Origin of the sequence: Vulcanimicrobium alpinum, from assembly GCF_027923555.1 — a bacterium.
Lineage (GTDB): Bacteria > Vulcanimicrobiota > Vulcanimicrobiia > Vulcanimicrobiales > Vulcanimicrobiaceae > Vulcanimicrobium > Vulcanimicrobium alpinum.
This window is the reverse complement of record NZ_AP025523.1, coordinates 1,386,394-1,408,912: the sequence shown is the minus strand read 5'-3', so window position 1 is coordinate 1,408,912 and position 22,519 is coordinate 1,386,394. Positions and strand designations below refer to the sequence as shown.

The following is a 22,519-nucleotide window of genomic DNA, read 5'->3' as shown; positions in this document are numbered from 1 at the left end:
GGCGGCAGCCGCCGCCCTTTACCGGAGTCCGCGTTTTTGATACACTCCCTCCGTTATGGCCAAGCGATGCGACGTGTGCGGCAAGGGACCGATGACGGGAAACAACGTCAGCCACGCGATGAACAAGACCAAGCGGCGGTGGCTCCCCAACCTGCAGGCCGTCAAGATCGACGACCGCGGCACGCACAAGACGGCCCGCGTCTGCACCAGTTGCCTGCGGAGCAAGCGGGTCAAGCGCGTGGGCGTCGCCTAACCTTCAGCTCCGGTTCCTACGTGACGGGGGGCGCGAACGCGAGTCGCGCCCTCTCACTGTTTCCGGCGGGATCCGTATTCAACGAAGATGATCCCAGCCGGAGGGCGCGATGGCGATGCCGTCCGCGAAGCGCACCTCCGCACCCCCGGTGATGCGGCCCACGCGCAGCAGCGTGCGGCCCGTGTGCGCGTGAAAGCGGTTCGCGAGGTGCCCGAACGCGTGCCGATCGATCGCGGCGAGCAGTTCGAAATCTTCGCCGCCGTCGAGCGCCCAGCGTTCGGGATCGTCGCCGGTGCGCTCGGCGAGCGCGCGCGCAACCGCGTGCACGGGGATCGCGTCGACTTCCGCGCCGGTCCCCGATGCCGCGCACAAGCGCCCGAGATCGGTCGAGAGCCCGTCGCTCGTATCGATCATCGCGTGGACGTGCCGCGATGCCCCGAGCCAGCGCCCCTCCCGAAGCCGCGGTTCCGGCGTGCGATACGCGGCGAGCAGCGGCGCGAACGCGGGATCGAACGCCAGGTCGGGCCGGTCGAGCGCGAGGAGCAGCCCTGCCCGGCTCGCGCCGAGCGGACCGGTGAGCGCGACGACATCGCCCGGGCGTGCGCCGCTGCGCAGGGTGACGTTCGATGCGCGCACCTCGCCGATCACCGTAACCGAGAACAGGATCGCCGGCGCGCGCGTGAGGTCGCCGCCGGCGATCGTGCAGTGCGCGCGCGCCGCGAGCGCGGCGACCCCGTCGTAACAGCGCAGCAGCCAGTCCGTGTCGGTCTCCGGCGGAAATCCCAGCGCGATCGTCGCCAGCACGGGTCGCGCACCCATCGCGGCGATATCGGAGAGGTTCGCGGCGAGAACGCGATGCCCGATCGCCTCGGGCGGCATCGCGTCGCGCCTGAAGTGCACCCCCTCGACCATCGCGTCGGTGGTGATGACGCTCCGGTTATTCGCCTTCGGCTGCCACACCGCGGCGTCGTCGCCGATCCCGACCGACAGACGCGCGGCGTCGACGCCGCGCAGGCGTTCGCGGATCTGCGCGACGAGCGCGTCTTCGGTCAACGCGACGCGGCGCGCGCGGTATCGACGCGGGACCGCATCTCGCGCAGTGCCGCCGGCGGATCGCCGGCGGCGAAGACGGAGTTGCCCGCGACGAGCACGTCGGCGCCGGCGCGGACCGCGCGCTCGATGTTCGCCAAGCCGATCCCGCCGTCGACTTCAATCTCACAGGCCGGGTTGCGCCGCTCGAGCACCGCGCGCACCTCCTCGACCTTCACCAGCGCGCGCTCGATGAACGACTGGCCGCCGAACCCCGGGTTGACGCTCATCACCAGCACGCGGTCGATCTCTTCGATGAGATCCTCGAGCATCGCCGCGGGCGTACCCGGATTGATCGCGATCCCGGCCTTGGCTCCGATCTCGCGCAGATGGCGCAGCAGCCGGTGCGGGTGCGGCGTCGCTTCGTAGTGGAAGGTGATCACGTCGGCGCCGGCCTCGCGGAACGCGTCGACGTACCGTTCGGGTTCGACGATCATCAGGTGGCAGTCGAACGGCAGCGCCGTGAGACGCCGCAGATCCTTGACGATCTTCATCCCCCAGGTGATGTTGGGGACGAAGCGTCCGTCCATCGTGTCGAGATGCAGTTCGTCGGCGCCAGCCGCTTCGACCATCGCGATCTGATCGGCGATCGCCGCGAAATCGGCGGAGAGCAGCGACGGCGCGATCTTCGGCCGACGCACGTTCACTTACGCTCCGGCGGCGACGTCGGCGGCGGACCCTTCGGGGGTTCGACGCCGAGCTTCGTCTGGTTCAGCAGCTCGTTGTTGACGTACGTGTCGAGTTCGGCGCTACCGACGACCGTCAAGTTGAAGTCGAGCTTCTGACCGCCCTGCGCGAAGCCGTCGTACACATTCCACGTTCCGGTGTCGTCGCGCACCTGCATCCGCACGCGCGCCGCGTCGTCGCGCGCCGGTACGGTCGCGGTCGCGTGCACCTGGCGGATGAGGTAGCCGTACTCGTACGGACCCGCGCTCACTTGCAGCGAGACTTCCTCGAACGGGTCGATCTGCGTTCCCGGCGGCGGATTCTGCCGGACGATCTCGCCGCGCGGCTTCCCGCTCGGCCCGAACGGGGTCCACACGACCTGCCCGAGCTTGATTTTCGCGTGCTGTGCGCGCGCGCGCGCCGCATCGATCCGCATCCCGACGAAGTCGATCACCTTCACGGCGCTCGGCGGACCTTTGCTCAGCGACAGCGTGACGCGCGAACCCTGGCGCACGCTGGTGAGCGGCGGCGGGTCCTGCGCGACGACGTGATTGGCGGGGATGTCGTCGTTGGCGACGATCGACGTCTTGGCGAGCTGCAGTCTGAGCCGGTTGAGATCCAAGCCGGCGTTGCGCAGCGATTCGAAACGCAGATCGGGCATCGCGAAGATCGTCACGCCGCTGCTCACCACCAGCGAGACCGCGCGCCCCTCGCGCACGCGCGAGCCCGCCGGCGGCGCTTGGCTCATCACGACGTCTTTCGGAAACCGGTCGCTGGGCTGCGTGGCGAGCACCTTGCATTGCAGGCGCACGCGCCCGCATTCGGCGAGCGCGTCGGTGCGCGTCGTCCCGGCGAGCGCCGGGACGACCACGCTGGCGGCGCTCGGACCGAAGAAGTCCTTGATCGAGCGCGCGAACCACACCGCCGTGCCGACCGCGAGCGCGAGCGCGACGGCGAAGACCCAATCCTGATCGCCAAGCCAGCCGAGGATGGTGCGGGGCTCGCGCGCGGGCGTCTGCGCGCCCTCCATCTGCATCAGGCGAGCGCCTCGAGCTGTGCCTCGTCGAACTCCGCGTTGCTGTACACGTTCTGCACGTCTTCGTGCTCTTCGAGCGCATCGAGGAAGCCGAGCACCTTCTCGGCGTCGCCGGGCCCGGGCCGCGTCGTCTGCGTCGCTTCCATCACCAGACGCGCCGATTTGACCGTGATCCCTGCGGCCTCGAGCGCGTCTTTCACCGCCATCAGCGCCTGCGGCTCGGTCACCACCTCGAACCCCGCCCCTTCGCCTGCCGGTGCGGAGCCGGACGCACGTACGTCGACGACGCCGTCGATGAGCGCGCGCTCGGTGAGCGCGTCCTCGTCCATCCGGCCCGGATCGACCTCGACGATCCCCCGCGATGCGAACATCCAGCCGACGCTCCCGGTCTCGCCGAGCCCGCCCTCGTTGCGGCTGAAGAGAAAGCGCAGTTCGGAGGCGGTGCGGTTGCGGTTGTCGGTGGCGGCTTCGACGATGACCGCGACGCCGGCCGGACCGTACCCCTCGTAGCGGATCTCCTCGATCTCTTTCTCGCCGGCGCCGCTCGCGCGCGCGATCGCCCGCTTGATGTTGTCGGCCGGCATGTTGTTCGCGCGCGCCTTGTCGACCGCCATCTTCAGCCGGTAGTTGGCGGCCGGGTCAGGCGAGCCGTTTTTCGCGGCGAGGATGATCTCTTTGCTGAGTTTCGTGAACAGCGCACCGCGCTGCGCGTCGACCTTGCCCTTGCGCAGCTTGATGTTGTGCCACTTGGAATGACCAGACATGCCAGACCTACCGGAAGAGAAGGGGGATCGCTGGGGACGTGCGCGGCCGCCAAGCCGGACCGGACCTTGTTCGCGGCCCCAGCCCCATACCCGCTGGGGTCGTCGATGCGGCTTCAGGCGATGCGCCTGAGCGCGCGCTGAAAGAACGCGCGCACCGCACCGCTGCGGTCGATGCCGAACGTCGCGGCGACGGCGTCGGCGTCGTCGAGTTCCGCGCGCGCCGCTTCGAGCGCGGCCTCGCGCGCGCCGAGCGCATCGAGCGAGGCGATCGCGGCGGCGACCGCCGGAGGGTCGAGCGCGGCGCCGCGTGCGTACGCCGCGGCGATCGTCTCGCGTGCCGCCGACGGCGGCCCGGCCACCGCCCACACCACCGGAAAGGTCCACTTCCGGCGCGCCAGATCCGAGCCCGACGGCTTGCCGGTGGTCCCGGGATCGCCCCAGGTGCCGAGCACGTCGTCCTCGATCTGAAACGCCAGGCCGTACGCGCGTCCGAGATGCCGGTACGCGCGCGCGCGCTCGTCGCTCGCCCCGGCGCACAGCGCGCCGAGTTCGCACGCCGCGCCGAAGAGCGCCGCCGTTTTCCCGCCCGCCATCGCGCGGTAGTCGTCAATCGAGACGCGCGTCTGCGTCTCGAATGCGATGTCGCGGGCTTGGCCGCCGCACATCGCGAGGTGCGCTTCGTGCAGCGCGCGCGTCATCGCGACGGTGCGGTCTGCGGGGCGAGTGACGGTTCCGTCGAGCAGCGCGAGATACGCGACGGCGCAGAGCGCATCGCCGGCGTTGATCCCGTGCGCGACCCCGAAGCGCGACCACACCGTCTCGCGTCCGCGCCGCAGACGGTCGCCGTCTTCGATGTCGTCGTGGACCAGCGAGAACTCGTGGATGATCTCGACCGCGCACGCCGGATCGAGCGCCGCGGCCGGATCGCCCCCTTCTTCTTCGGCGACTGCGAGCACCAGACGCGAACGCAAGCGCTTCCCGCGCCGCGCTTCGTCTTCGAAGCCGAGGTGGTAACGGATCTGCGCGCACGTCGCGGAGCCGTCGTCGAAACGCGCGACCGCGCGTTCGAGCGCGGCTTCGAGATTATCCGACGCGGTGGGCGAGCGCATCCATCCGATCCGCGACTTGATCGACGAGCCAGCCCGGCGTCGACGCGCCCGACATAAGCCCCGCTCGCTCGATCCCCGCGAACCACTCGGCCTGCAGTTCGTCCGGTCCTTCGATGTGATACGAACGCGCGCCGTTCATCGCGGCAAGTTCGGCGAGATGCTTCGTGTTCGCCGACGTCTTGCCGCCGACGACGACCATCACCTCGACTTCGCGCGAGAGTTCGTCGACCTCGGTCTGCCGGTTCTTGGTGTCGGTGCAGATCGTGTTGACGGCCCGCACCTCGTAATACTTCTCGCTGAGCTTGCGGACGATGTCGGCGAAACCGGGCCCGTTCCACGTCGACTGCACGACGACTCCGACCCGGCTCGCGCGCGGGAGCGCCGCGATCTCGTCGACGCTCGTGATGCACCACGCCCCCGGGACGTGCGAGAGCGTCCCCTTCACCTCGGGGTGATTGGGATCGCCGACGACGACGATCTTGTAGCCTTCGTCGCGCAGCTTCTCGGCCTGGACGTGGATCTTCGTGACCATCGGGCAGGTAGCGTCGATCACCGAGAGTCCTTTGGCCGCCGCCTTCTCGAACGTCTCAACCGGAAGGCCGTGCGCGCGCACGAACATCGTCCCGCTCTCGATCTCGTCGACCGCGGCGGCGTTCTTGAGACCCTTTGCTTCGAGCTGCGCGACCATCTGCGGGTTGTGGACGACGTGCCCCAGCGTGGTGACGCCGCCCGGAAGGCGTTCGATCGCCTCCTCGGCCTTCTTCACCGTGATGGCGACGCCGAAGCAGAACCCCTGCGTCTTGGCTCGCTTGATGATCAACGAATGCTCCCCTCGAGCGCGCGTATCCGGCTCATAATCTCCGCTGCTCCCTTCTCCAGATCGCCCTCGTCCGACTTCCGGTTCCGTTCGATTCGCAGGGGATCGCCGAAGACGACGGTGATCCGGCGGAACGGACGGAGCGACCGCGTGCCGACGATCGCGGCCGGAACGACCGGCGCGCCCGACGCCGCCGCCAGAAAGGCGGCGCCCGCCTTCTCTTCGTTTGTCCCGCTGACGTTGCGGCCGCCCTCGGGGAAGATCCCCACGCAGCGCCCTTCCTTGAGCATCCGCAGGCTCGCGCGCAGCGCCGCGGTTCCGCCGGCCTGGCGATCGACGGGAAAGGCGTTGAGATGCGGCAGGAGCGGGCCGAGGACCGGGAGCGCGAAGAGCTCCTTCTTCGCCATGTACGACACGGGGCGCGGGACGCCGATCCCGAGCAGCGGCGGATCGAAGTTCGAGATGTGGTTGGCGGCGATGATGACGCCGCCGTCCCGGGGCACCTTCTCCGCGCCGATCACGCGATAGCGAAAGAGCGCCGTCGCGATCGCGGTGACGGCGAACTTTGCCGCGGCGTAGACGCTCACGCCCGCGCGCGCTCCATTGCATTGCGCATCAGCGCGACGACTTGGCCGGGTTCCATCTCGGTCGAATCGATCGTGATCGCGTCGTCCGCTGCGCGCAACGGCGAAACCGCGCGGGTCGAATCGAGGCGATCGCGTTCGGCGATCTGCGCGCGCACCTCGTCGAACGCGACGTCGAGACCGCGTTCGTGGAACTCCGCCTGCCGGCGCCGTGCGCGCTCGTCGATCGACGCGGTCAGGAAGAATTTGTGGCGCGCGTCGGGGAGGACGACGGTGCCGATGTCGCGTCCCGCCATCACCACCGGGCCCTGCTCGGCGATTGCGCGCTGGCGCGCGACGAGTTCACGACGCACGCCCGGGAGCGCCGCGACGGTCGAGACCGCCGCCGCGACATCCGGATCGAAGAGCCGCTCGGCGGTGTCGAAGCGGTCGATCAGCACGCGATAGCCGGCCGTCGCCTCGGGTTCGGGGACGATCGCGATCGTGTGGTGCGCGAGCATCGCCAGCAGCGCCGCTTCGTTGTCGAGGTCGACGCCGTTGCGCAGCGCGAGATACGCGACGGCGCGGTACATCGCACCGGTGTCGAGATACAGAAAGCGCAGTTCCGCCGCCAACTGCTTGGCGACGGTCGTCTTCCCGCTCGCGACCCACCCGTCGATCGCGACGCTCTCCCGCTGGGACATCAGCGCGCCGGCGCGGCTTTGCGCTGGTGCAGCGTGACGGTGTTCCCTTCGCTATCGGCAATCATTGCCATGACGCACACGGGCGTCTCCGTCTGCATCTGCACCGCGATCCCGCGGGCCTGGAGCGCCGCGACGGCCGCGGCGACGTCGGCGACGCGGAACAGGATCCCGTTGCTGGGCTGAAACGGCATCGCCGGCTGCGCGCCCCCGCCCCACAGCACGAACGTCGTGCCGTCGGAGAGTTCGTATTCCGCGCCGTGGCCGCCGGGATACACCCACGACGGTTCGAGACCGAACACGTCGCGATAGAACGCGATCGCGCGCCCCGCGTCCTTGACCATGTATCCGCTCGCGTCCATGCCGCTGACCGGAATCGGGGCGTGTTCCACGTGCGCTCCCTACGGCGTCCGCGACGGCGCCCCATCCTCGGGCCGCGCGGTGTGCCAGGCGTCAGGCACAGGGCCGCGCAACGATGCGGCGGTGGCGAAGCCCAAAACGGTGTACTACTGCACGGGGTGCGGGTTTGAGTCCGCGCGCTGGCTCGGACGCTGTCCGTCGTGCGACGCCTGGAACACCTTCGACGACGCGCCGGTGGTCCGCCCGGCGAAGGGCGCATCGGCGCGGGCCGTCGCTACGCCGCTGCGCGCCGCCGGACCGGTCCGGCTCGCGGCGATCGAGGAGACGCGCATCGCGCGGCGCCGCACCGGGATGCGCGAGTTCGACGGACTGCTCGGCGGCGGCATCGTCCCCGGAAGCCTCGTCCTGCTCGGCGGTCCGCCCGGCGCGGGGAAATCGACGCTGCTGCTGCAGCTGGCGACGGCGCTCGCACGCGACGGCGCCGGGACCGTCTACGTCTGCGGCGAGGAGTCGGCGGCGCAGACGAAACTGCGCGCGCAGCGGATCGGCGCGGCCGACTCGCTGCTGGTTTTCCCCGAGACCAATCTGCGCGCGGTGCTCGACGCACTCGAGCGCGACGTCCCGGAGATCCTGGTGGTCGACTCGATTCAGACGATGTGGCTCCCCGACGTCGAGTCATTCGCCGGCAGCGTCTCGCAGATCCGCGACTGCACGCAGGTCCTGATGGAGTTTGCGAAACGCACTGGCTGCGCGACGTTCGTCGTCGGCCACGTCACCAAGGACGGTGCGATCGCCGGCCCGCGTCTGCTCGAGCATCTCGTCGACACGGTGCTCTACTTCGAAGGCGACGCATCGGGCGAGTACCGCATCGTGCGCGCGTACAAGAACCGCTTCGGCGGGATCGACGAGATCTGCGTCTTCTCGATGGACGATCGCGGGCTGCACGAAGTCGCCGATCCGTCGGCGCTGTTTCTGCAGTCGCGCGGTGCGCGTCCGAGCGGCACTTGCGTCGTCCCCACGCTGGTGGGCCAGCGGCCCGTGCTCGTCGAGATCCAAGCGCTGGTCGGGGAGGCCGCGTACGGGACGCCGCGCCGGCTCGCGGCCAATGTCGATGCCGCGCGTCTCGCCATGATCATCGCGATCCTCGAACGCCGCGCCGGGATGCAGCTCGGCGGTCACGACATCTACTGCTCCGTCGCCGGCGGGCTGCGCGTCGTCGAGACGGGGGCGGATCTGGGGATCGCACTCGCAATCGCGTCGGCGTTTCGCGACATCCCGCTGGCGAGCGGCGCGGTCGCGTTCGGCGAGCTCGGGCTCTCGGGCGAACTGCGCAGCGTCTCGCTCCCGGTGCGGCGCGCCGCCGAGGCGACGAAGCTCGGGTTCACCCGGCTGATCGCGCCCGATGCCGCGCGCGACGTCGCCACGGCGATCCGGCTCGCGTTCGACTGACCGCAGCGCCCCTGCGGTTCCTCGGGGATTGCGAGGCGGTCCGACGAATGCGACGCGCGCAATGACCGACCTCATCCCGCGCGACGTCCTCTTCGGCAACCCGGAGCGCGCCGCGCCCTTCCTCTCGCCCGACGGGACGCAGTTCGTGTTTCTCGCTCCGCACGACGGCGTGCTCTCGGTGTGGGTGCGCTCGGTCGATCGCGACGATACGCGAATGGTCGCGTCGGATGCCCGGCGGCCGATCCGCAACGCCTTCTGGTCGCCCGACGGCGCGCGCGTTCTCTACCTGCAGGACCTCGGCGGCAACGAAGACTTCCACCTCTTCGCCGCCGATCCGCGCGGCGGTGAGGCGCCGGTCGATCTCACGCCGTACGACGGCGTGCGCGTCGACGTGCAGACGATCGATCCGCACCGTCCCGACCGCATTCTCGTGGTAATGAACCGCCGCAATCCGCAGCTGTTCGACGTCTACCGGCTCGATCCGCACAGCGGCAAGGCGACGCTCGACACCGAGAACCCCGGGACGATCGCCGCGTTCGCGGATGACATGACGATGACGGTGCGCGCCGGCGTGATCATGCACGCCGACGCGTCGAACGAGATCGTCGTGCGCGACGACGCGAACGCGCCGTGGCGCACGCTCGCACACTTCGATCCCGACGACGGGACCCCGTCGCTCGTCGGATTCACCGTCGACGGCGGCGGGCTGCTCGTCGTCAGCAGCGCCGGCGGCAACGCCGCGCGGCTGATGCGCTACGACCTCGCCGCCGGCACCGCCGTCGAGATCGCCGGCGACGCAGCGTACGACGTGCACGACGTGCAGTTCTCGCCGAAGACGAAGACGCCGATCGCCGCGTCGATCGTGCGCGAGCGCCGCGACTGGATCGTGCTCGATCCCGCGTACGCCGACGACTTCGCCGCGCTCGCGGCGCAGGTTCCCGGCGACGCCTCCTTGACCTCGATCGATCGCGACGACCGTACCTGGCTCGTCGCCTCCAACGTCGATGCCGGGTCGGTGACGTACTGGTCGTACGACCGTACCGCTCGGCGCGCGACGAAACTCTTCGCCGCGCGCCCGTCGCTCGAAGGGTACGCGCTCTCGCCGATGACGCCGATCTCGTTTCAAGCGCGCGACGGCCTGACGATCCACGGCTACCTGACGACCCCGGCCGGCGTCGAAGCGAAGCGGCTTCCGGCGATCGTGCTGGTCCACGGCGGACCGTGGGTGCGCGACGAGTGGGGCTACAACAGCACGGTGCAATGGCTGGCCAACCGCGGCTATGCCGTGCTGCAGCCGAACTATCGCGGATCGACCGGCTACGGCAAAGCGTTCCTCAACGCCGGAGATCGGGAATGGGCCGGCTCGATGCGCACCGATCTGCTCGACGCGAAGGCCTGGCTCGTGCATCAGGGGATCGCTGATCCGCTGCGCGTCGGGATCATGGGCGGCTCGTACGGCGGCTACGCGGTGCTCACCGCGCTGACGTTCGAGCCGCTCGCGTTCGCGTGCGGCGTCGACATCGTCGGACCGTCCAACCTCAACACGCTGCTGGCGTCGATCCCGCCGTACTGGGAGACGCTTCGGGCGACGTTCACCCGCCGCATGGGCGAGACCGAAGCGTTCCTGCGCGAGCAGTCACCGCTCTTCCGCGCCGGCGAGATCCGCGCGCCGCTGCTCATCGGGCAAGGCGCGAACGACCCGCGCGTGAAGATCGCCGAGTCCGACCAGATCGTCGCCGCGATGCGCGAGCGCAAGCTAGACGTGACCTACATCGTGTTCGACGACGAGGGCCACGGCTTCGCCCGGCCCGAGAACGCGAAGCGCTTCAACGCGGCGGTCGAAGCGTTCTTGGCGCGTCACCTCGGCGGCCGCACGGAGCCGCCCGCGCCGCACGAGGCGATCGACGCGTTCGTCCGCTGAAATCGCGCGGCACCGCGGAACGAACGCCGCCCCCGCGTACGTATCATCGATGTGAGGGATCCGGCGGCCGGCCTCTTCGAGATCGTCCCGAACATCAGCGAGGGCCGCGACCCGGCGATCGTCGACGCGTGCGTCGACGCGATGCGCGCGGAGGGCGCCGAGGTGGTCCACCGCACGAGCGACCGCGTCCATCACCGCAGCGTGATCACTGCCGTCGGCCGCCCCTCGCAGGTCGTCGCCGCGGCCGTCGCGCTGGCGCGCGTCGCGCGCGAACGGATCGATCTGCGCGTGCATCACGGCGTCCACCCGCGGATCGGGGCCCTCGACGTCCTGCCGTTCGTCCCGCTCGCGGACGCGACGCTCGACGACGCGGTGACGCTGGCGCACCGCGCCGCGGGACGCATCTGGTGCGACTTGGCGATCCCGTCGTTTCTGTACGGCGCCGCCGCGAGCGCGCCGCATCGCACGCAGCTCGCCGAGATCCGGCGCGGCGAGTTCGAAGGCCTCGCCGCTCGTCACGCCCTCGACGCGGCATGGTCCTTCGATTACGGCGACGCCGCTCACGCCTCGGCCGGCGCGATCGCGATCGGAGCGCGGCCGTTCCTCGTCGCCTTCAACGTCGAACTCGCCTGCGGCGACGTCCGGATCGCGCAGCGCATCGCGCGCCGACTGCGTGCGTCGGGCGGGGGTCTGCGCACGCTCAAGTGCCTCGGACTGCAGGTTGCGCCCGACCGCGTCCAGGTCTCGTGCAACCTCACCGACGTCGATGCGGTGCCGCTCTACCGCCTGACGGAACTCGTCCGGCGCGCCGCGGCGCGCGACGGCGTCGCGGTCGCGCGGACCGAACTCATCGGGCTCGCGCCGCAGCGCGTGCTCGAACGGACCGCGCGCGCATACGCCGCGGCCGGTGTGGACGGACCGGCCGGCGGGCATAGGAGACATTCGGCCGAGCGCGGCTGATGCCGCTCGCTGTGCGCTGCGGCACAGCCGATCGACACCAAAACTTCACCTGCGACGCACGTCGTGTGCGGGACCATCTCCCAGCAAAAACGAAAGAATCAAGAATGGATGAACTTCAGCGTATCCTCGACGAGGATGCGGCGAGGGTTGCCCGGCGCGTCGTGAAGCGCCACAAGTTCGGCCGCTTGAGCGATCGCCGCATCATCACGCTCCTGCGCACGGCCGCCGATCCGGCCATCGTCCGGAACGTGCCGGATCGGCAGCTGCTCGATCTGTGGTTCGACGCCTTCGCCCGCCACGTCGACGAACTCCGCCGCCCGCAAGCCTCGTAAGCGTTCCGCGCGCCGGGGTCCGCTAGAGCGCGGCGATCCGCCGCAGCCCCTCGGCGACGTCGTCGGCCGGCGCGACCCAACTGATCCGCAGCCACCCCTCGAGCGACGCGCCGAACGTTCCGCCGGGGATCGCCACGACGTTGCGGCGCTCGACGAGTTCCAGCGCCGCCGCCATCGCGTCGCCGCCGCGCGGCAAACGCACGCAGGCGTAAAACGCCCCGTCGATCGGAACGTAGCGCAGACCGCTCTCCTCGAGCGCGGCCGTGACGCTGCCGTGCTGCGCGCGGTACCATGCCGCGTGCTCCTGCAGAGCACCGGGCTCGCGGAAGATCTCGAGCGCCACGCGCTGTCCGAACGAGCTCGCCGTCGACGTCACCCACGCGTGCGTCTTCACCAGCGCGTCGCTCACCTCGCCGGGCGCGATCAGCCAGCCGATCCGCATTCCGGTGAGCGCGTTCGACTTCGAGAGCGAATTCGCGACGATCGTGTACGGATAGTAGTCGGCGATCGAGCCGGGGTCGTCGACGTAGGTGAGCTCGCGGTAGATCTCATCCTGCAGGATCCACACCGGCGCACCGGGGCGCGCGAGCAGGGCCGCGGCGAGCCGCCGCGCGTCGGCGTCGCGCAGGACGCGTCCGGTGGGATTCGCCGGCGACGCGATCGCGATCATCCGCGTCGCCGGGTCGATCGCGTCGACGATCGCGTCGACGTCGTAGCGAAAGTCGTCGTCGGCGCGCATGTGCACGGCGCGCGACGCGATTCCCTCGAGCTGGGCCATCTTCGCGTACGCCGGAAACGCCGGCGCCACGACGAGGAGTTCGTCGACCGCCGGATCGAGGAGCGTCTTGATCGCGACGTACACCGCTTCTTGCGAGCCGGTGGTGATGCAGACGTTGCGCGCCGCGCCCATCCCCGGAAACGCGTAGTGCGCGGCGATCAATTCGCGCAGCGCGACGTCGCCGGCGTTCACCGTGTACTTGACGCCGTGTTCCGCCGCCCAGCGTGCCGCCGCGTCGATGAAGCGCTGCTGCGGCAGCAGCGCCGGCTCCCCGATCCCCAGATCGATCGCGCCCGCCTGTTTCTTCGCCGCGATCGCGCGGATCATCGACGGCTCGATTGCCAGCACTTTCGGATTCACGGAGCTAAACGGCGACCTCGAATTCGCGCAGCGCGGCGTTGAGCGACGTCTTCAAGTCGGTGGACTCGGTGCGCACGCCGATGATCAGCGCGCACGGCGTCCCGAACTCGCCGGCCGGGAACCGCTTGGGGAGCGTACCCGGAATCACGACCGCACGCGGCGGGATCGCGCCCTTCGTCGTCACCGGCTCGTCGCCGCGCACGTCGACGATCGGCGTCGATGCGGTCAGCACGACGCCCGCGCCCAGCACCGCTTCCGCGCCGACACGGACGCCTTCGACGACGATGCAGCGTGAGCCGACGAAAGCCCCGTCCTCGACGATCACCGGCGTCGCCTGCGGCGGCTCCAGGACGCCGCCGATCCCCACTCCGCCCGAGAGGTGGACGTTCTTGCCGATCTGCGCGCACGAGCCGACCGTCGCCCACGTGTCGACCATCGTGCCGTCGTCGACGTAGGCACCGATGTTGACGAAGCCCGGCATCAGGATCGCCCCGCGCCCCAGATACGAACCGTAGCGGGCGACGCCCGGCGGCACGCAGCGCGCGCCGAGTTTCTTCCAATTCCGCTTGGTGGGCAGTTTATCGTAGAACGACGGCAGTAGCGCGCGGCCTGCGAGCGCGTCTTTGAGCGCGGCCGGCCTGCTCATCACGTCGTGGATCGAGACGTTGTCGAAGCGCGCGAACGATAGAAGGATCGCTCGCTTGACCCACGCGTGCACGACCCACTCGCCGTCGACCGGTTCGCAGCCGCGCAACGCACCGGTGTCGAGCGCGTCGAGCACCTCCTCGACGACGCGGCCGGGCTTCTTCTTGATCGCATCAGGCTCGGTCTCGCAACGCGTCTCCAGCTCGACGACTCGGCTCTCCAACGAAGCATCCATCGCCGCTCCGTTCCGCGCCGCAAACCGCGCTTCCGTCCGCGGGTATTGAAGGAGGCCGACCAGGCGCGGCTCGCGAACGCGCGTTCCCCCCTTTCCGGAGGACGACGTGAATTCCGCAGCGGACGAACAACGCATCAACGCCATCCGTTTTCTGGCCGTCGACGCCGTCCAGAAGGCCAACTCCGGCCACCCGGGGCTCCCGCTCGGCGCGGCGGCGGCGGCGTACACGCTGTGGACGCGTCACCTGCGCTTCAACGCGGCCGATCCGAAGTGGTTCGACCGCGACCGCTTCGTGCTCAGCGCCGGGCACGGCTCGGCCCTGCTCTACGCGCTGCTCCATCTCACCGGGTTCGATCTCACCCTCGACGATCTCAAGGCGTTCCGCCAGCTCGGCAGCCGAACCCCGGGGCACCCGGAGTACCACCACACCGCCGGCGTCGAGGTGACCACCGGTCCGCTCGGGCAGGGATTCGCCAACGCCGTCGGGCTCGCGATCGCCGAGGCGCATCTCGCGGCGGTCTACAACGGCGACGAGACGATCGTGGACCACGACACGTACGTTCTCGCCGGCGACGGCGATCTGATGGAAGGCGTGGCGTCGGAGGCGGCGTCGCTCGCCGGGCACCTCCAGCTCGGCAAGCTGATCGTCCTCTACGACGACAATAAGGTCTCGCTCGCCGGCGCGACCTCGCTGACGTTCACCGAAGACGTCCGCGAACGGTTCGAGGCGTACGGCTGGCACACGATCGAGGTCGGACCTGGTGAAGCGAACGACGTCGAGACGATCGACCGCGCGATTGCGCTGGCGAAATCGCAGGCCGACGCGCCGACGCTGATCGCGATCCGCTCCACGATCGGCTACGGCTCCCCCGAAGCGGGGACGTTCAAGACCCACGGCGAGCCGCTCGGCAAGAACATGGAGGCGACGCGCAAGGCGCTGCACTGGGACTCTCCGCCATTCGAGATCCCCGCCGAGGCGGCCGCGTTCTTCAAAGACGCCGGCGCGAAGGGCGCGGCGCTGCAGGATGCGTGGAACGCGCGCTACGCGCGGTGGAAGGCCACGCACGCGGAGCTTGCGGCGCAGTTCGAGCGAGCGCGCGACGGGACGCTGCCCTCGACCCTTCCGTGGCCCGCGTTCACCGCGGAGAACGGCAGCGTCGCGACGCGCGAGGCCGGCGGAACGGTGATGAACGCGATCGCCGCCGCGCTCCCCGAACTCGTCGGCGGCTCCGCCGACTTGGATCCGTCGACCAAGACGTATCTGAAAGACCAGGGCGATTTCCAACCCGGCTCGTACGCCGGCCGCAACATCCACTACGGCGTGCGCGAGCACGCGATGGCGGCGGCGTCGAACGGGATCGCGCTGCACGGCGGCCTGCTGCCGTTCAGCGCGACGTTCTTCAACTTCCTCGACTACATGAAGCCGTCGCTGCGGCTCGCAGCGCTCAACCAGATCCGCGAGATCTTCGTCTTCACGCACGACTCGGTCTTTCTCGGCGAAGACGGTCCGACGCACCAGCCGATCGAACAGCTCGCGATGCTGCGCGCGACGCCCAACGTCGTCGACATCCGCCCCGCCGACGCGCTCGAGACGCTCGAAGCGTGGAAGCTCGCGATCCAGCCGCACGCGGGACCGACCGCGATCGTGCTGACGCGGCAGAAGGTCCCGTTTCTGGGCGAACGCCGCGCCGACGTCGCACGCGGCGCGTATATCCTCGTCGAGCCGCCCGACGAACCCGACGTGATCCTCATCGGCACCGGATCCGAAGTTTCGCTCGCCGTCGAAGCGGCGAAACTGCTCGAAGCGGGCGGTACGAAGACCCGCGTCGTCTCGATGCCGTCGTGGCGGCTGTTCGACGCGCAGGACGAAGCCTACCGGCATCGGATCCTTCCGCCGCACGTGCGCGCGCGCATGTCGATCGAAGCCGCCGCGACGATCGGCTGGTCGAAATACGTCGGCGAGCGCGGGATCGCGTACGGCCTCGACCATTTCGGCACCTCGGCGCCGGGCGCCGCGATCGCCGCCGATTACGGCTTCACGCCCAGACACGTCGCGGACGTCGCGGCGGGCCTGCTGGCCAACGTCTGATCTCCCACACCCGAGAAAGAGACACGAGCACCATGGGCAACCAACTGCGCGAACTCGCGGCAGCCGGGCAGAGCATCTGGCTCGACAACATCCGCCGCAGCATGTTCGCCTCGGGCGAACTGCAGACGCTGATCGATCAGGGCCTGCGCGGAATGACTTCCAACCCGACGATCTTCGAGAAGGCGATCGGCGCGGGGACCGACTACGACGAGCAGCTCCGCACGCTCGCCGCCGAGCGCGACACCGCCGCGATCTTCGAGGCGCTCGCGATCCGCGACATCCGCAGCGCGTGCGATCTCTTCCGTCCGGTGTGGGACCAGACGCACGGGCTCGACGGCTACGTCTCGCTCGAGGTCTCGCCGACGCTCGCCAACGACACGCAGGGGACGATCGACGCGGCGGCCCGGTTGTGGCGCGCCGTCGACCGCCCCAACGTGATGATCAAGATCCCGGGAACCGTCGAAGGCGGCCCGGCGATCAAGGCGACGATCGCGGCCGGGATCAACGTCAACGTCACGCTGCTTTTCTCGGTCGACCGCTACGAGACCGCGGCGAACGCGTACATCGAAGGGCTCGAAGAGCGCGTGAAGCGCGGCGAGCCGATCGACGCGATCGCGTCGGTCGCATCGTTCTTCGTCTCGCGCATCGACACCGCGATCGACAAACAGCTTCACGCCAAGATCGAGGCCGGCGCGCACCTCGAGCACCTGCTGGGGAAGGCCGCGGTCGCGAACACCAAACTCGCGTACCAGCGTTTTCTCAAACTCTTCGGCGGCGAGCGCTTCGCGGCGCTGCGGGCGAAGGGCGCACGCGTGCAGCGTCCGCTGTGGGCGTCGACCTCGACGAAGAATCCGGCGTATGCCGATCTGATGTACGTCGAGCCGCTCGTCGGCCGCGACACGGTCAACACCGTTCCGCCCAACACGCTCGACGCGATCCTCGACCACGGGACGGTCCGTCCGGAGACGGTCCTCGAGGACCTCGGCCGCGCGCGGGCGACGATCGAGGCGCTCGGGAAAGAACAGATCTCGCTCTACGACGTCACCGAACAACTCGTCGCCGACGGCGTCACGTCGTTCGCCGACTCGTTCAACGCGATGCTCGCCGCAATCGGCTCGAAGCTCGAAAAACTCCGCAGCGACGCGCCGCCGAAGGTCTCGCTCGCGCTCGGCGCCGCGCAGCCCGCCGCCGACGCGGCGCTCGACCGGCTCGGCACGCTCGACATCCTCAAGAAGCTCTGGCTCGCCGATCCGTCGCCGTGGTCGTCCGATCCGGCGCACGTCGCGATCGTCACGCACGCGCTGGGCTGGGTGGAGATCCCGCAGCAGACGCACGCGCAGAGCAGCGACCTGCGCGAGTTCGCGCAGTCGTGCGCGAAGCGGTTCGATCACGTCGTGGTGCTCGGGATGGGCGGGAGCTCGCTCGCGCCCGACGTCCTGCGCCGGACGTTCGGGAAGACGCCCGGCTATCCGGCGCTGCACGTCCTCGACTCGACCGATCCGCAGCAGGTGCGCGCGCTCGACGAGTCGCTCGACATCGCGCGCTCGCTCTTCATCGTCGCCTCGAAATCGGGGACGACGACGGAGCCCGACGCCTTCTACCGCTATTTCTTCCAGCGCGTTCAGCAGACGGTCGGGGCGCAGAACGCCGGCGACCATTTCGTCGCGGTGACCGATCCGGGGACGAAACTCGAGGCGGAGGCGAAGCAGGCGAAGTTCGCGCGCGTCTTCACCAACGATCCGAACATCGGCGGCCGGTACTCGGCGCTCTCGTACTTCGGGATGGTCCCGGCGGCGCTGGCCGGCTACGACGTCACGGCGATCCTCGACCGCGCGATCAACGCGATGCACGCCAACGCGCGCACCGTCGTCCCGCACGACGCGCCGGGAGTGCGCTTCGGCGCGGCGATCGGGGCGCTCGCGAAGCAGGGCCGGGACAAGCTGACGATCCTCACCCATCCCTCGGTGCGCGCGTTCGGCGCGTGGGCCGAACAGCTGATCGCCGAGTCGACCGGCAAATCGGGGATCGGGATCGTCCCGGTCGAGGGCGAGCCGCTCGGTGAGGTGGGCGCCTACGGCGAGGACCGCGTCTTCGTCTACGTCGGCGCGACGCTCCCCGGCGACGACGACGCCGGCGCGCGCGCGTGCGAGCTCGAGGCAGCGGGACATCCGGTGATCCGGCTGGCGATGAGCGACGCGTACGACATCGGCGAGCAGTTCTATCTGTGGGAGATCGCGACCGCGGCGGCCGGCGCGGTGCTCGGGATCGACGCGTTCGATCAGCCCAACGTCCAGGAGTCCAAAGACAACACGAAACGTCTGCTCGCGGAGTACGCGCAGAAGGGCGGCTTCGGCGAACCGGAACCGCGGGTGACGTCGTCCGACGCCCAGATCTTCCCGCTCGCCGGATCGCGCGCCGCCGCGCTGGGCAGCGATCTGCAGAGCGCGGTCGCGGCGATCGCCGATCAGATCCGCGCCGGCGACTACGTCGCCTTCAACGCGTACGTCCCGATGAACGGCGTGAACGAGGATGCGCTCCGCCGGATCCGCGCGGTCGTGCGCGACGCGCACAAGGTCGCGACGACGGTCGGCTTCGGGCCGCGCTTCCTGCACTCCACGGGACAGCTCCACAAAGGCGGCTCGAACGAGGGCGTGTTCTTCCAGTTCACCTACGACGCGCCGTTCGAGATCGCGATCCCCGGGATGGTCGGGTTCCGCACCCTCGAACGCGCGCAGGCGCTGGGCGATTTCGAGTCGCTCGACAAACGCGAACGGCGCGGCATCCGCGTCCACTTCCCGGGTGAGGTCCAGGCCGGGCTCGCCGCGTTCGCGGCGGCGATCGAACACGCCGTCGGCGCGCGCGCGTAACCGGATTCGAAAGCGAAGGACGCAGAGATGCAACTCGGGATGATCGGGCTGGGCAAGATGGGCGCCAACATGACGACGCGGCTGGTGCGCGGCGGACATGCGGTGGTGGCGTACGATCGCGATTCGGCTGCGGTTGCGCGCAGCGCGGGCGACGGCGCGACCGCCGCCTCGTCGCTCGCCGATCTGGTCGCGAAACTCCAGCCGCCGCGCGCGGTGTGGATCATGGTGCCGGCGGGCGCGCCCACCGACTCGACGATCTCCGACCTGCTGGGGATGCTGCAGCCCGGCGACTCGATCATCGACGGCGGCAACTCGCGCTGGACCGATTCGAAGGCGCGCTACGCGCGCTGCTGCGAGAAGCAGATCGCGTTCATCGACGCCGGCACGTCCGGCGGCGTGTGGGGGCTGGCGAACGGCTACTGCCTGATGGTCGGCGGCGACGAGGCGGCGGTGAAACGCGTCGAGCCGATCTTCACGACGCTGGCGCCGCCCGACGGTTACGCGTACGTCGGACCGAGCGGTGCCGGGCACTTCTCGAAGATGGTGCACAACGGGATCGAGTACGGGATGCTCGCCGCGTACGGCGAGGGTTTCGAGATCCTCGAGAAGTCGGAGTACCGGTACGACCTCCATCAGCTGTCCGCGCTCTGGCTGCACGGTTCGGTCGTGCGATCGTGGCTGCTCGAGCTCGCGGAGCTTGCTTTCAAGGAGGACGCGACGCTCTCGAAGGTCCGCGGCTGGGTCGAGGACTCCGGCGAGGGGCGATGGACCGTGCAGGCCGCGATCGACGAAAACGTCCCGGCGCCGGTGATCACGATGTCGCTGCTCTCGCGCTTCGTCTCGCGCCAGGACGAGTCGTTCAGCGCGAAGGTGATCGCCGCACTGCGCAATCAGTTCGGCGGCCACGCAATCAAGGAAGAGCCGGCGCACGCGGGCGCTGCCGGAGAGTGACGAAGCGATGACCACGACCCTCACCGCGCCGCCGCAGGCGGCGAACCCGCTGCGCGCGGGGATCGCGGTCAACCGCATCGGGGATCCGTGTTCGATTGTGTTCTTCGGCGCGAGCGGCGACTTGATGAAGCGCATGCTGATGCCGGCGATGTGGAACCTCCGCCTCGGCGACATTCTCCCGGCGAACTACGCGATCGTCGGCTTCTCGCGCTCGCCGTTCAGCGATCAGTCGTTCCGCGACGAGATGCGCAAGAGCGTCGACGAGTTCTCGCGCAGCGGCCTGGCCAAGGAGCCGCTGTGGAGCGACTTCGCCAACCATGTCTCGTATGTCAGCGGGCCGTTCGACGACACCGACGCCTACAAAAAGCTGCGCGACGTCCTCGAGCACAACGACCAGCAGTTCGGAACCGCGGGAAACCGGCTCTTCTACCTGAGCACGCCGCCGTCGCTGTTCGCCACGATCGTCGGCAAGCTCGAAGACGCCGGCTTGGGCCCGCATCAGAACAAGACCGGCTGGACGCGGATCATCATCGAGAAGCCGTTCGGCACCGATCTCGACTCGGCGCGCGCGCTGCAGACCGAAGTCTCCAAGGTCTTCGACGAGAAGCAGATCTATCGCATCGATCACTACCTGGGCAAAGAGCCGGTGCAGGATATCATGGCGCTGCGCTTCGCCAACGTGATCTTCGAGCCGATCTGGAACCGGCGCTACGTCGACTCGGTGCAGATCACCGCGGCGGAGACGGTCGGCGTCGAAGGCCGCGGCGGCTACTACGACAACGCCGGCGCGCTGCGCGACATGATCCAGAACCACGTGATGAACCTGCTCGCGCTCGTCGCGATGGAACCGCCGGTGAATTCCGGCGCCGACGCGATCCGCGACGAGAAGTTCAAAGTGCTCTCCGCGGTGCGGCCGATCGACCGCGCCCGCGTGATGCAGGAGACGGCTCGCGGACAGTACGAGGCGGGCTCGATCGGCGGGAAGCCGGTGCCGGGGTATCGCGAGGAGCCCGACGTGCGGCCCGACTCGAACACCGAGACGTATGCGGCGGTGAAGCTGCAGATCGACAACTGGCGCTGGGCCGACGTCCCGTTCTACCTGCGGTCCGGCAAGCGTCTGGGGCACAAGATGTCGGAGATCGCGATCCGCTTCCGCGCGATCCCGCACCGGCTCTTCGGCGAAGCCGGCGAAGGGCTCGACAACAACGTGCTGGTGATGAAGATCCAGCCCGACGAGGGGATCTCGCTGCGCTTCAACGCCAAGGTCCCGGGACCGAAGATGCACATCCGCTCGGTCTCGATGGATTTCAACTACGGGACGGGTTTCGGCGTCGTCTCAGCGCCCGCGTACGAACGGCTCATCGGCGACGCGATGCGCGGCGACGCGACGCTCTTCACCCGCTGGGATGCCGTCGAGACCGCGTGGAACATCGTCATGCCGGTCCTCGACCGGTGGACCGCGACCTACGACGAGAACTTTCCGAACTACGCGGCCGGCGGTCAGGGTCCGGCGTCGTCGGATCGTCTGCTCGCCGCCGACGGCCGCGAGTGGAGAAAGATATGACCTCGGAGCCGGCGGTTTCTTCGTCGATCGAGACGATGCGCGGCGAGCTCGCGCTCGGCGGCCTCTCCACCTCGACGCTCACCTTCATCGTTTGGATCGACGAAGCGGGCCGGCGCGATTGGGTGCTCGAGCGCGCGCGGATGCTCGCCGAGAAGTATCCGTCGTTTCTGATGATCTTCGACCGCACCGGGGCCGAGAGCGGCGAGCCGCGCGTGAGCTGCGGCGGTAGCCGCAACTGCGTCTCGATCGATGCGTCCGCGCTCGACGCCGACGGCGTCGATCAGTACGTCAGCGCGTTCTGCCGCGACGCGGTCTCCACCGTGCTGTGGTGGAGCGGCGCGCACGTCGACGCCGGCGAGATTTTGAACGCGCTGCTGGCGCGCGCCCACACGCTGCTCGTCGACTCGTCCGGGAGTGTGACGGACGATACGGCGGTGTGCAGTCTCGCCGCCTTCGCGCCGCGGCACCCCGAGATCGCGATCCGCGATCTCGCGTGGCTGCGGCTCACGCCGTGGCAGGACATGATCGCACGCTTCTTCGACGATCCGCGTCTGCTCTCGGAACTCTACACGATGCGCGCCCTGCACATCACCAGCGGCTCGGAGGCGGAGGCGCTTTATCTGGGCGCCTGGCTCGCGAGCCGGCTGGGATGGACCGCGTCCGGCCGCAGCGCCTTCACCGCTCGCGACGGAAAAGAGATTGCGTTTACGCATGAGATCGCGGGACAGACGCGCCGCGTGCACAGCGTCTGCCTCGATACCGACGGCTCGTGGTATCATGGCGAGGTGACCGACGACCCGGCCGTCGTCGCCGTCTGGGTCGAAGGCGAATACGGGCGCGAGCGCCGTCTGGTTCCGCTGCAGGCGATCGACAACGCCTCGCTGCTCGAGCGCGCGATCCTCGAACCGGGCGCAGACGAGGTCTTCGTGACCGCGCTGAGCTGGATTGCAACGCTGGTCGGCTGAAGGCAAGCCGGCTGACGCCCCGCACGCTAAGCTTGTCGAAGCGCC

The 22,519-nt window shown here is 69.4% G+C and carries 21 protein-coding genes; 10 read left to right on the top strand and 11 right to left on the bottom strand.

Annotation, left to right across the window (positions count from 1 at the left end; genetic code table 11):
• The first annotated feature begins 55 nt into the window (after nucleotides 1–55).
• Nucleotides 56–253 (top strand): 50S ribosomal protein L28, encoded by a 198-nt coding sequence (rpmB, locus tag WPS_RS07030; protein WP_317997124.1) that lies wholly within the window; start codon nucleotides 56–58, stop codon nucleotides 251–253.
• Nucleotides 254–331: 78 nt separating this feature from the next.
• On the opposite strand, the gene thiL is transcribed toward rpmB, so the two are convergent.
• The 9 genes from thiL to WPS_RS06985 all read right to left on the bottom strand — a co-directional run bounded on the left by thiL (nucleotide 332) and on the right by WPS_RS06985 (nucleotide 7,390).
• On the bottom strand, nucleotides 332–1,306 hold the full coding sequence (thiL, locus tag WPS_RS07025; RefSeq protein WP_317997123.1) for a thiamine-phosphate kinase: 975 nt from the start codon (nucleotides 1,304–1,306) through the stop codon (nucleotides 332–334).
• A complete protein-coding gene (gene rpe / locus WPS_RS07020; protein ID WP_405054941.1) occupies nucleotides 1,303–1,983 on the bottom strand; it encodes a ribulose-phosphate 3-epimerase in 681 nt (226 codons plus the stop codon). The genes thiL and rpe overlap by 4 nt, the downstream gene beginning before the upstream one ends.
• Before the next feature lie 2 nt (nucleotides 1,984–1,985).
• A complete protein-coding gene (locus WPS_RS07015; RefSeq protein ID WP_317997121.1) occupies nucleotides 1,986–3,044 on the bottom strand; it encodes a PASTA domain-containing protein in 1,059 nt (352 codons plus the stop codon).
• Nucleotides 3,044–3,808, bottom strand: a complete 765-nt coding sequence (locus WPS_RS07010; RefSeq protein WP_317997120.1) for a YebC/PmpR family DNA-binding transcriptional regulator — start codon at nucleotides 3,806–3,808, stop codon at nucleotides 3,044–3,046. The genes WPS_RS07015 and WPS_RS07010 overlap by 1 nt, the downstream gene beginning before the upstream one ends.
• Before the next feature lie 113 nt (nucleotides 3,809–3,921).
• Nucleotides 3,922–4,917, bottom strand: a complete 996-nt coding sequence (locus WPS_RS07005) for a polyprenyl synthetase family protein (RefSeq protein WP_317997119.1) — start codon at nucleotides 4,915–4,917, stop codon at nucleotides 3,922–3,924.
• Nucleotides 4,892–5,737 carry a 4-hydroxy-3-methylbut-2-enyl diphosphate reductase gene (ispH, locus tag WPS_RS07000; RefSeq protein WP_317997118.1) on the bottom strand — a complete coding sequence of 282 codons (846 nt, stop codon included), beginning with the start codon at nucleotides 5,735–5,737 and terminating at the stop codon, nucleotides 4,892–4,894. The genes WPS_RS07005 and ispH overlap by 26 nt, the downstream gene beginning before the upstream one ends.
• A complete protein-coding gene (locus WPS_RS06995) occupies nucleotides 5,734–6,321 on the bottom strand; it encodes a lysophospholipid acyltransferase family protein (protein ID WP_317997117.1) in 588 nt (195 codons plus the stop codon). Before WPS_RS06995 ends, ispH begins: the two co-directional genes overlap by 4 nt.
• Nucleotides 6,318–7,001 (bottom strand): (d)CMP kinase, encoded by a 684-nt coding sequence (gene cmk / locus WPS_RS06990; protein ID WP_317997116.1) that lies wholly within the window; start codon nucleotides 6,999–7,001, stop codon nucleotides 6,318–6,320. The genes WPS_RS06995 and cmk overlap by 4 nt, the downstream gene beginning before the upstream one ends.
• Nucleotides 7,001–7,390, bottom strand: a complete 390-nt coding sequence (locus WPS_RS06985) for a VOC family protein (protein ID WP_317997115.1) — start codon at nucleotides 7,388–7,390, stop codon at nucleotides 7,001–7,003. The genes cmk and WPS_RS06985 overlap by 1 nt, the downstream gene beginning before the upstream one ends.
• Nucleotides 7,391–7,481: 91 nt before the next feature.
• On the opposite strand from WPS_RS06985, the gene radA reads away from it, so the two are divergent.
• The 4 genes from radA to WPS_RS06965 all read left to right on the top strand — a co-directional run bounded on the left by radA (nucleotide 7,482) and on the right by WPS_RS06965 (nucleotide 12,020).
• Nucleotides 7,482–8,807, top strand: coding sequence for a DNA repair protein RadA (radA, locus tag WPS_RS06980; protein WP_317997114.1), 1,326 nt, complete (start codon nucleotides 7,482–7,484; stop codon nucleotides 8,805–8,807).
• A gap of 61 nt (nucleotides 8,808–8,868) precedes the next feature.
• Complete coding sequence (locus WPS_RS06975; protein WP_317997113.1) at nucleotides 8,869–10,728, top strand: alpha/beta hydrolase family protein; 1,860 nt, start codon at nucleotides 8,869–8,871, stop codon at nucleotides 10,726–10,728.
• 51 nt (nucleotides 10,729–10,779) lie between these two features.
• Nucleotides 10,780–11,688 carry a glutamate formimidoyltransferase gene (gene ftcD, locus WPS_RS06970; RefSeq protein WP_317997112.1) on the top strand — a complete coding sequence of 303 codons (909 nt, stop codon included), beginning with the start codon at nucleotides 10,780–10,782 and terminating at the stop codon, nucleotides 11,686–11,688.
• Nucleotides 11,689–11,792: 104 nt separating this feature from the next.
• A complete protein-coding gene (locus WPS_RS06965; RefSeq protein ID WP_317997111.1) occupies nucleotides 11,793–12,020 on the top strand; it encodes a hypothetical protein in 228 nt (75 codons plus the stop codon).
• 22 nt (nucleotides 12,021–12,042) lie between these two features.
• Here the strand turns inward: WPS_RS06965 and WPS_RS06960 are convergent, their stop codons facing one another.
• On the bottom strand, nucleotides 12,043–13,158 hold the full coding sequence (locus tag WPS_RS06960; protein WP_317997110.1) for a pyridoxal phosphate-dependent aminotransferase: 1,116 nt from the start codon (nucleotides 13,156–13,158) through the stop codon (nucleotides 12,043–12,045).
• 4 nt (nucleotides 13,159–13,162) lie between these two features.
• The gene (locus tag WPS_RS06955) at nucleotides 13,163–14,038 is read right to left on the bottom strand and encodes a 2,3,4,5-tetrahydropyridine-2,6-dicarboxylate N-succinyltransferase (protein ID WP_317997109.1); all 876 of its coding nucleotides are present in this window, start codon (nucleotides 14,036–14,038) and stop codon (nucleotides 13,163–13,165) included.
• Between the two features lie 106 nt (nucleotides 14,039–14,144).
• On the opposite strand from WPS_RS06955, the gene tkt reads away from it, so the two are divergent.
• The 5 genes from tkt to WPS_RS06930 are packed head-to-tail and all read left to right on the top strand — an operon-like array spanning nucleotide 14,145 to nucleotide 22,474.
• Nucleotides 14,145–16,127, top strand: a complete 1,983-nt coding sequence (tkt, locus tag WPS_RS06950; protein ID WP_317997108.1) for a transketolase — start codon at nucleotides 14,145–14,147, stop codon at nucleotides 16,125–16,127.
• 32 nt (nucleotides 16,128–16,159) lie between these two features.
• Complete coding sequence (locus tag WPS_RS06945; protein ID WP_317997107.1) at nucleotides 16,160–18,994, top strand: bifunctional transaldolase/phosoglucose isomerase; 2,835 nt, start codon at nucleotides 16,160–16,162, stop codon at nucleotides 18,992–18,994.
• 27 nt (nucleotides 18,995–19,021) lie between these two features.
• Entirely contained in the window at nucleotides 19,022–19,945 is a 924-nt protein-coding gene (gene gnd, locus WPS_RS06940; RefSeq protein WP_317997106.1) for a phosphogluconate dehydrogenase (NAD(+)-dependent, decarboxylating), read from the top strand.
• A 7-nt stretch (nucleotides 19,946–19,952) separates the two neighbouring features.
• Nucleotides 19,953–21,509 carry a glucose-6-phosphate dehydrogenase gene (gene zwf, locus WPS_RS06935; protein WP_317997105.1) on the top strand — a complete coding sequence of 519 codons (1,557 nt, stop codon included), beginning with the start codon at nucleotides 19,953–19,955 and terminating at the stop codon, nucleotides 21,507–21,509.
• Entirely contained in the window at nucleotides 21,506–22,474 is a 969-nt protein-coding gene (locus tag WPS_RS06930; protein ID WP_317997104.1) for an OpcA/G6PD domain-containing protein, read from the top strand. Before zwf ends, WPS_RS06930 begins: the two co-directional genes overlap by 4 nt.
• Nucleotides 22,475–22,519 lie beyond the last annotated feature (45 nt).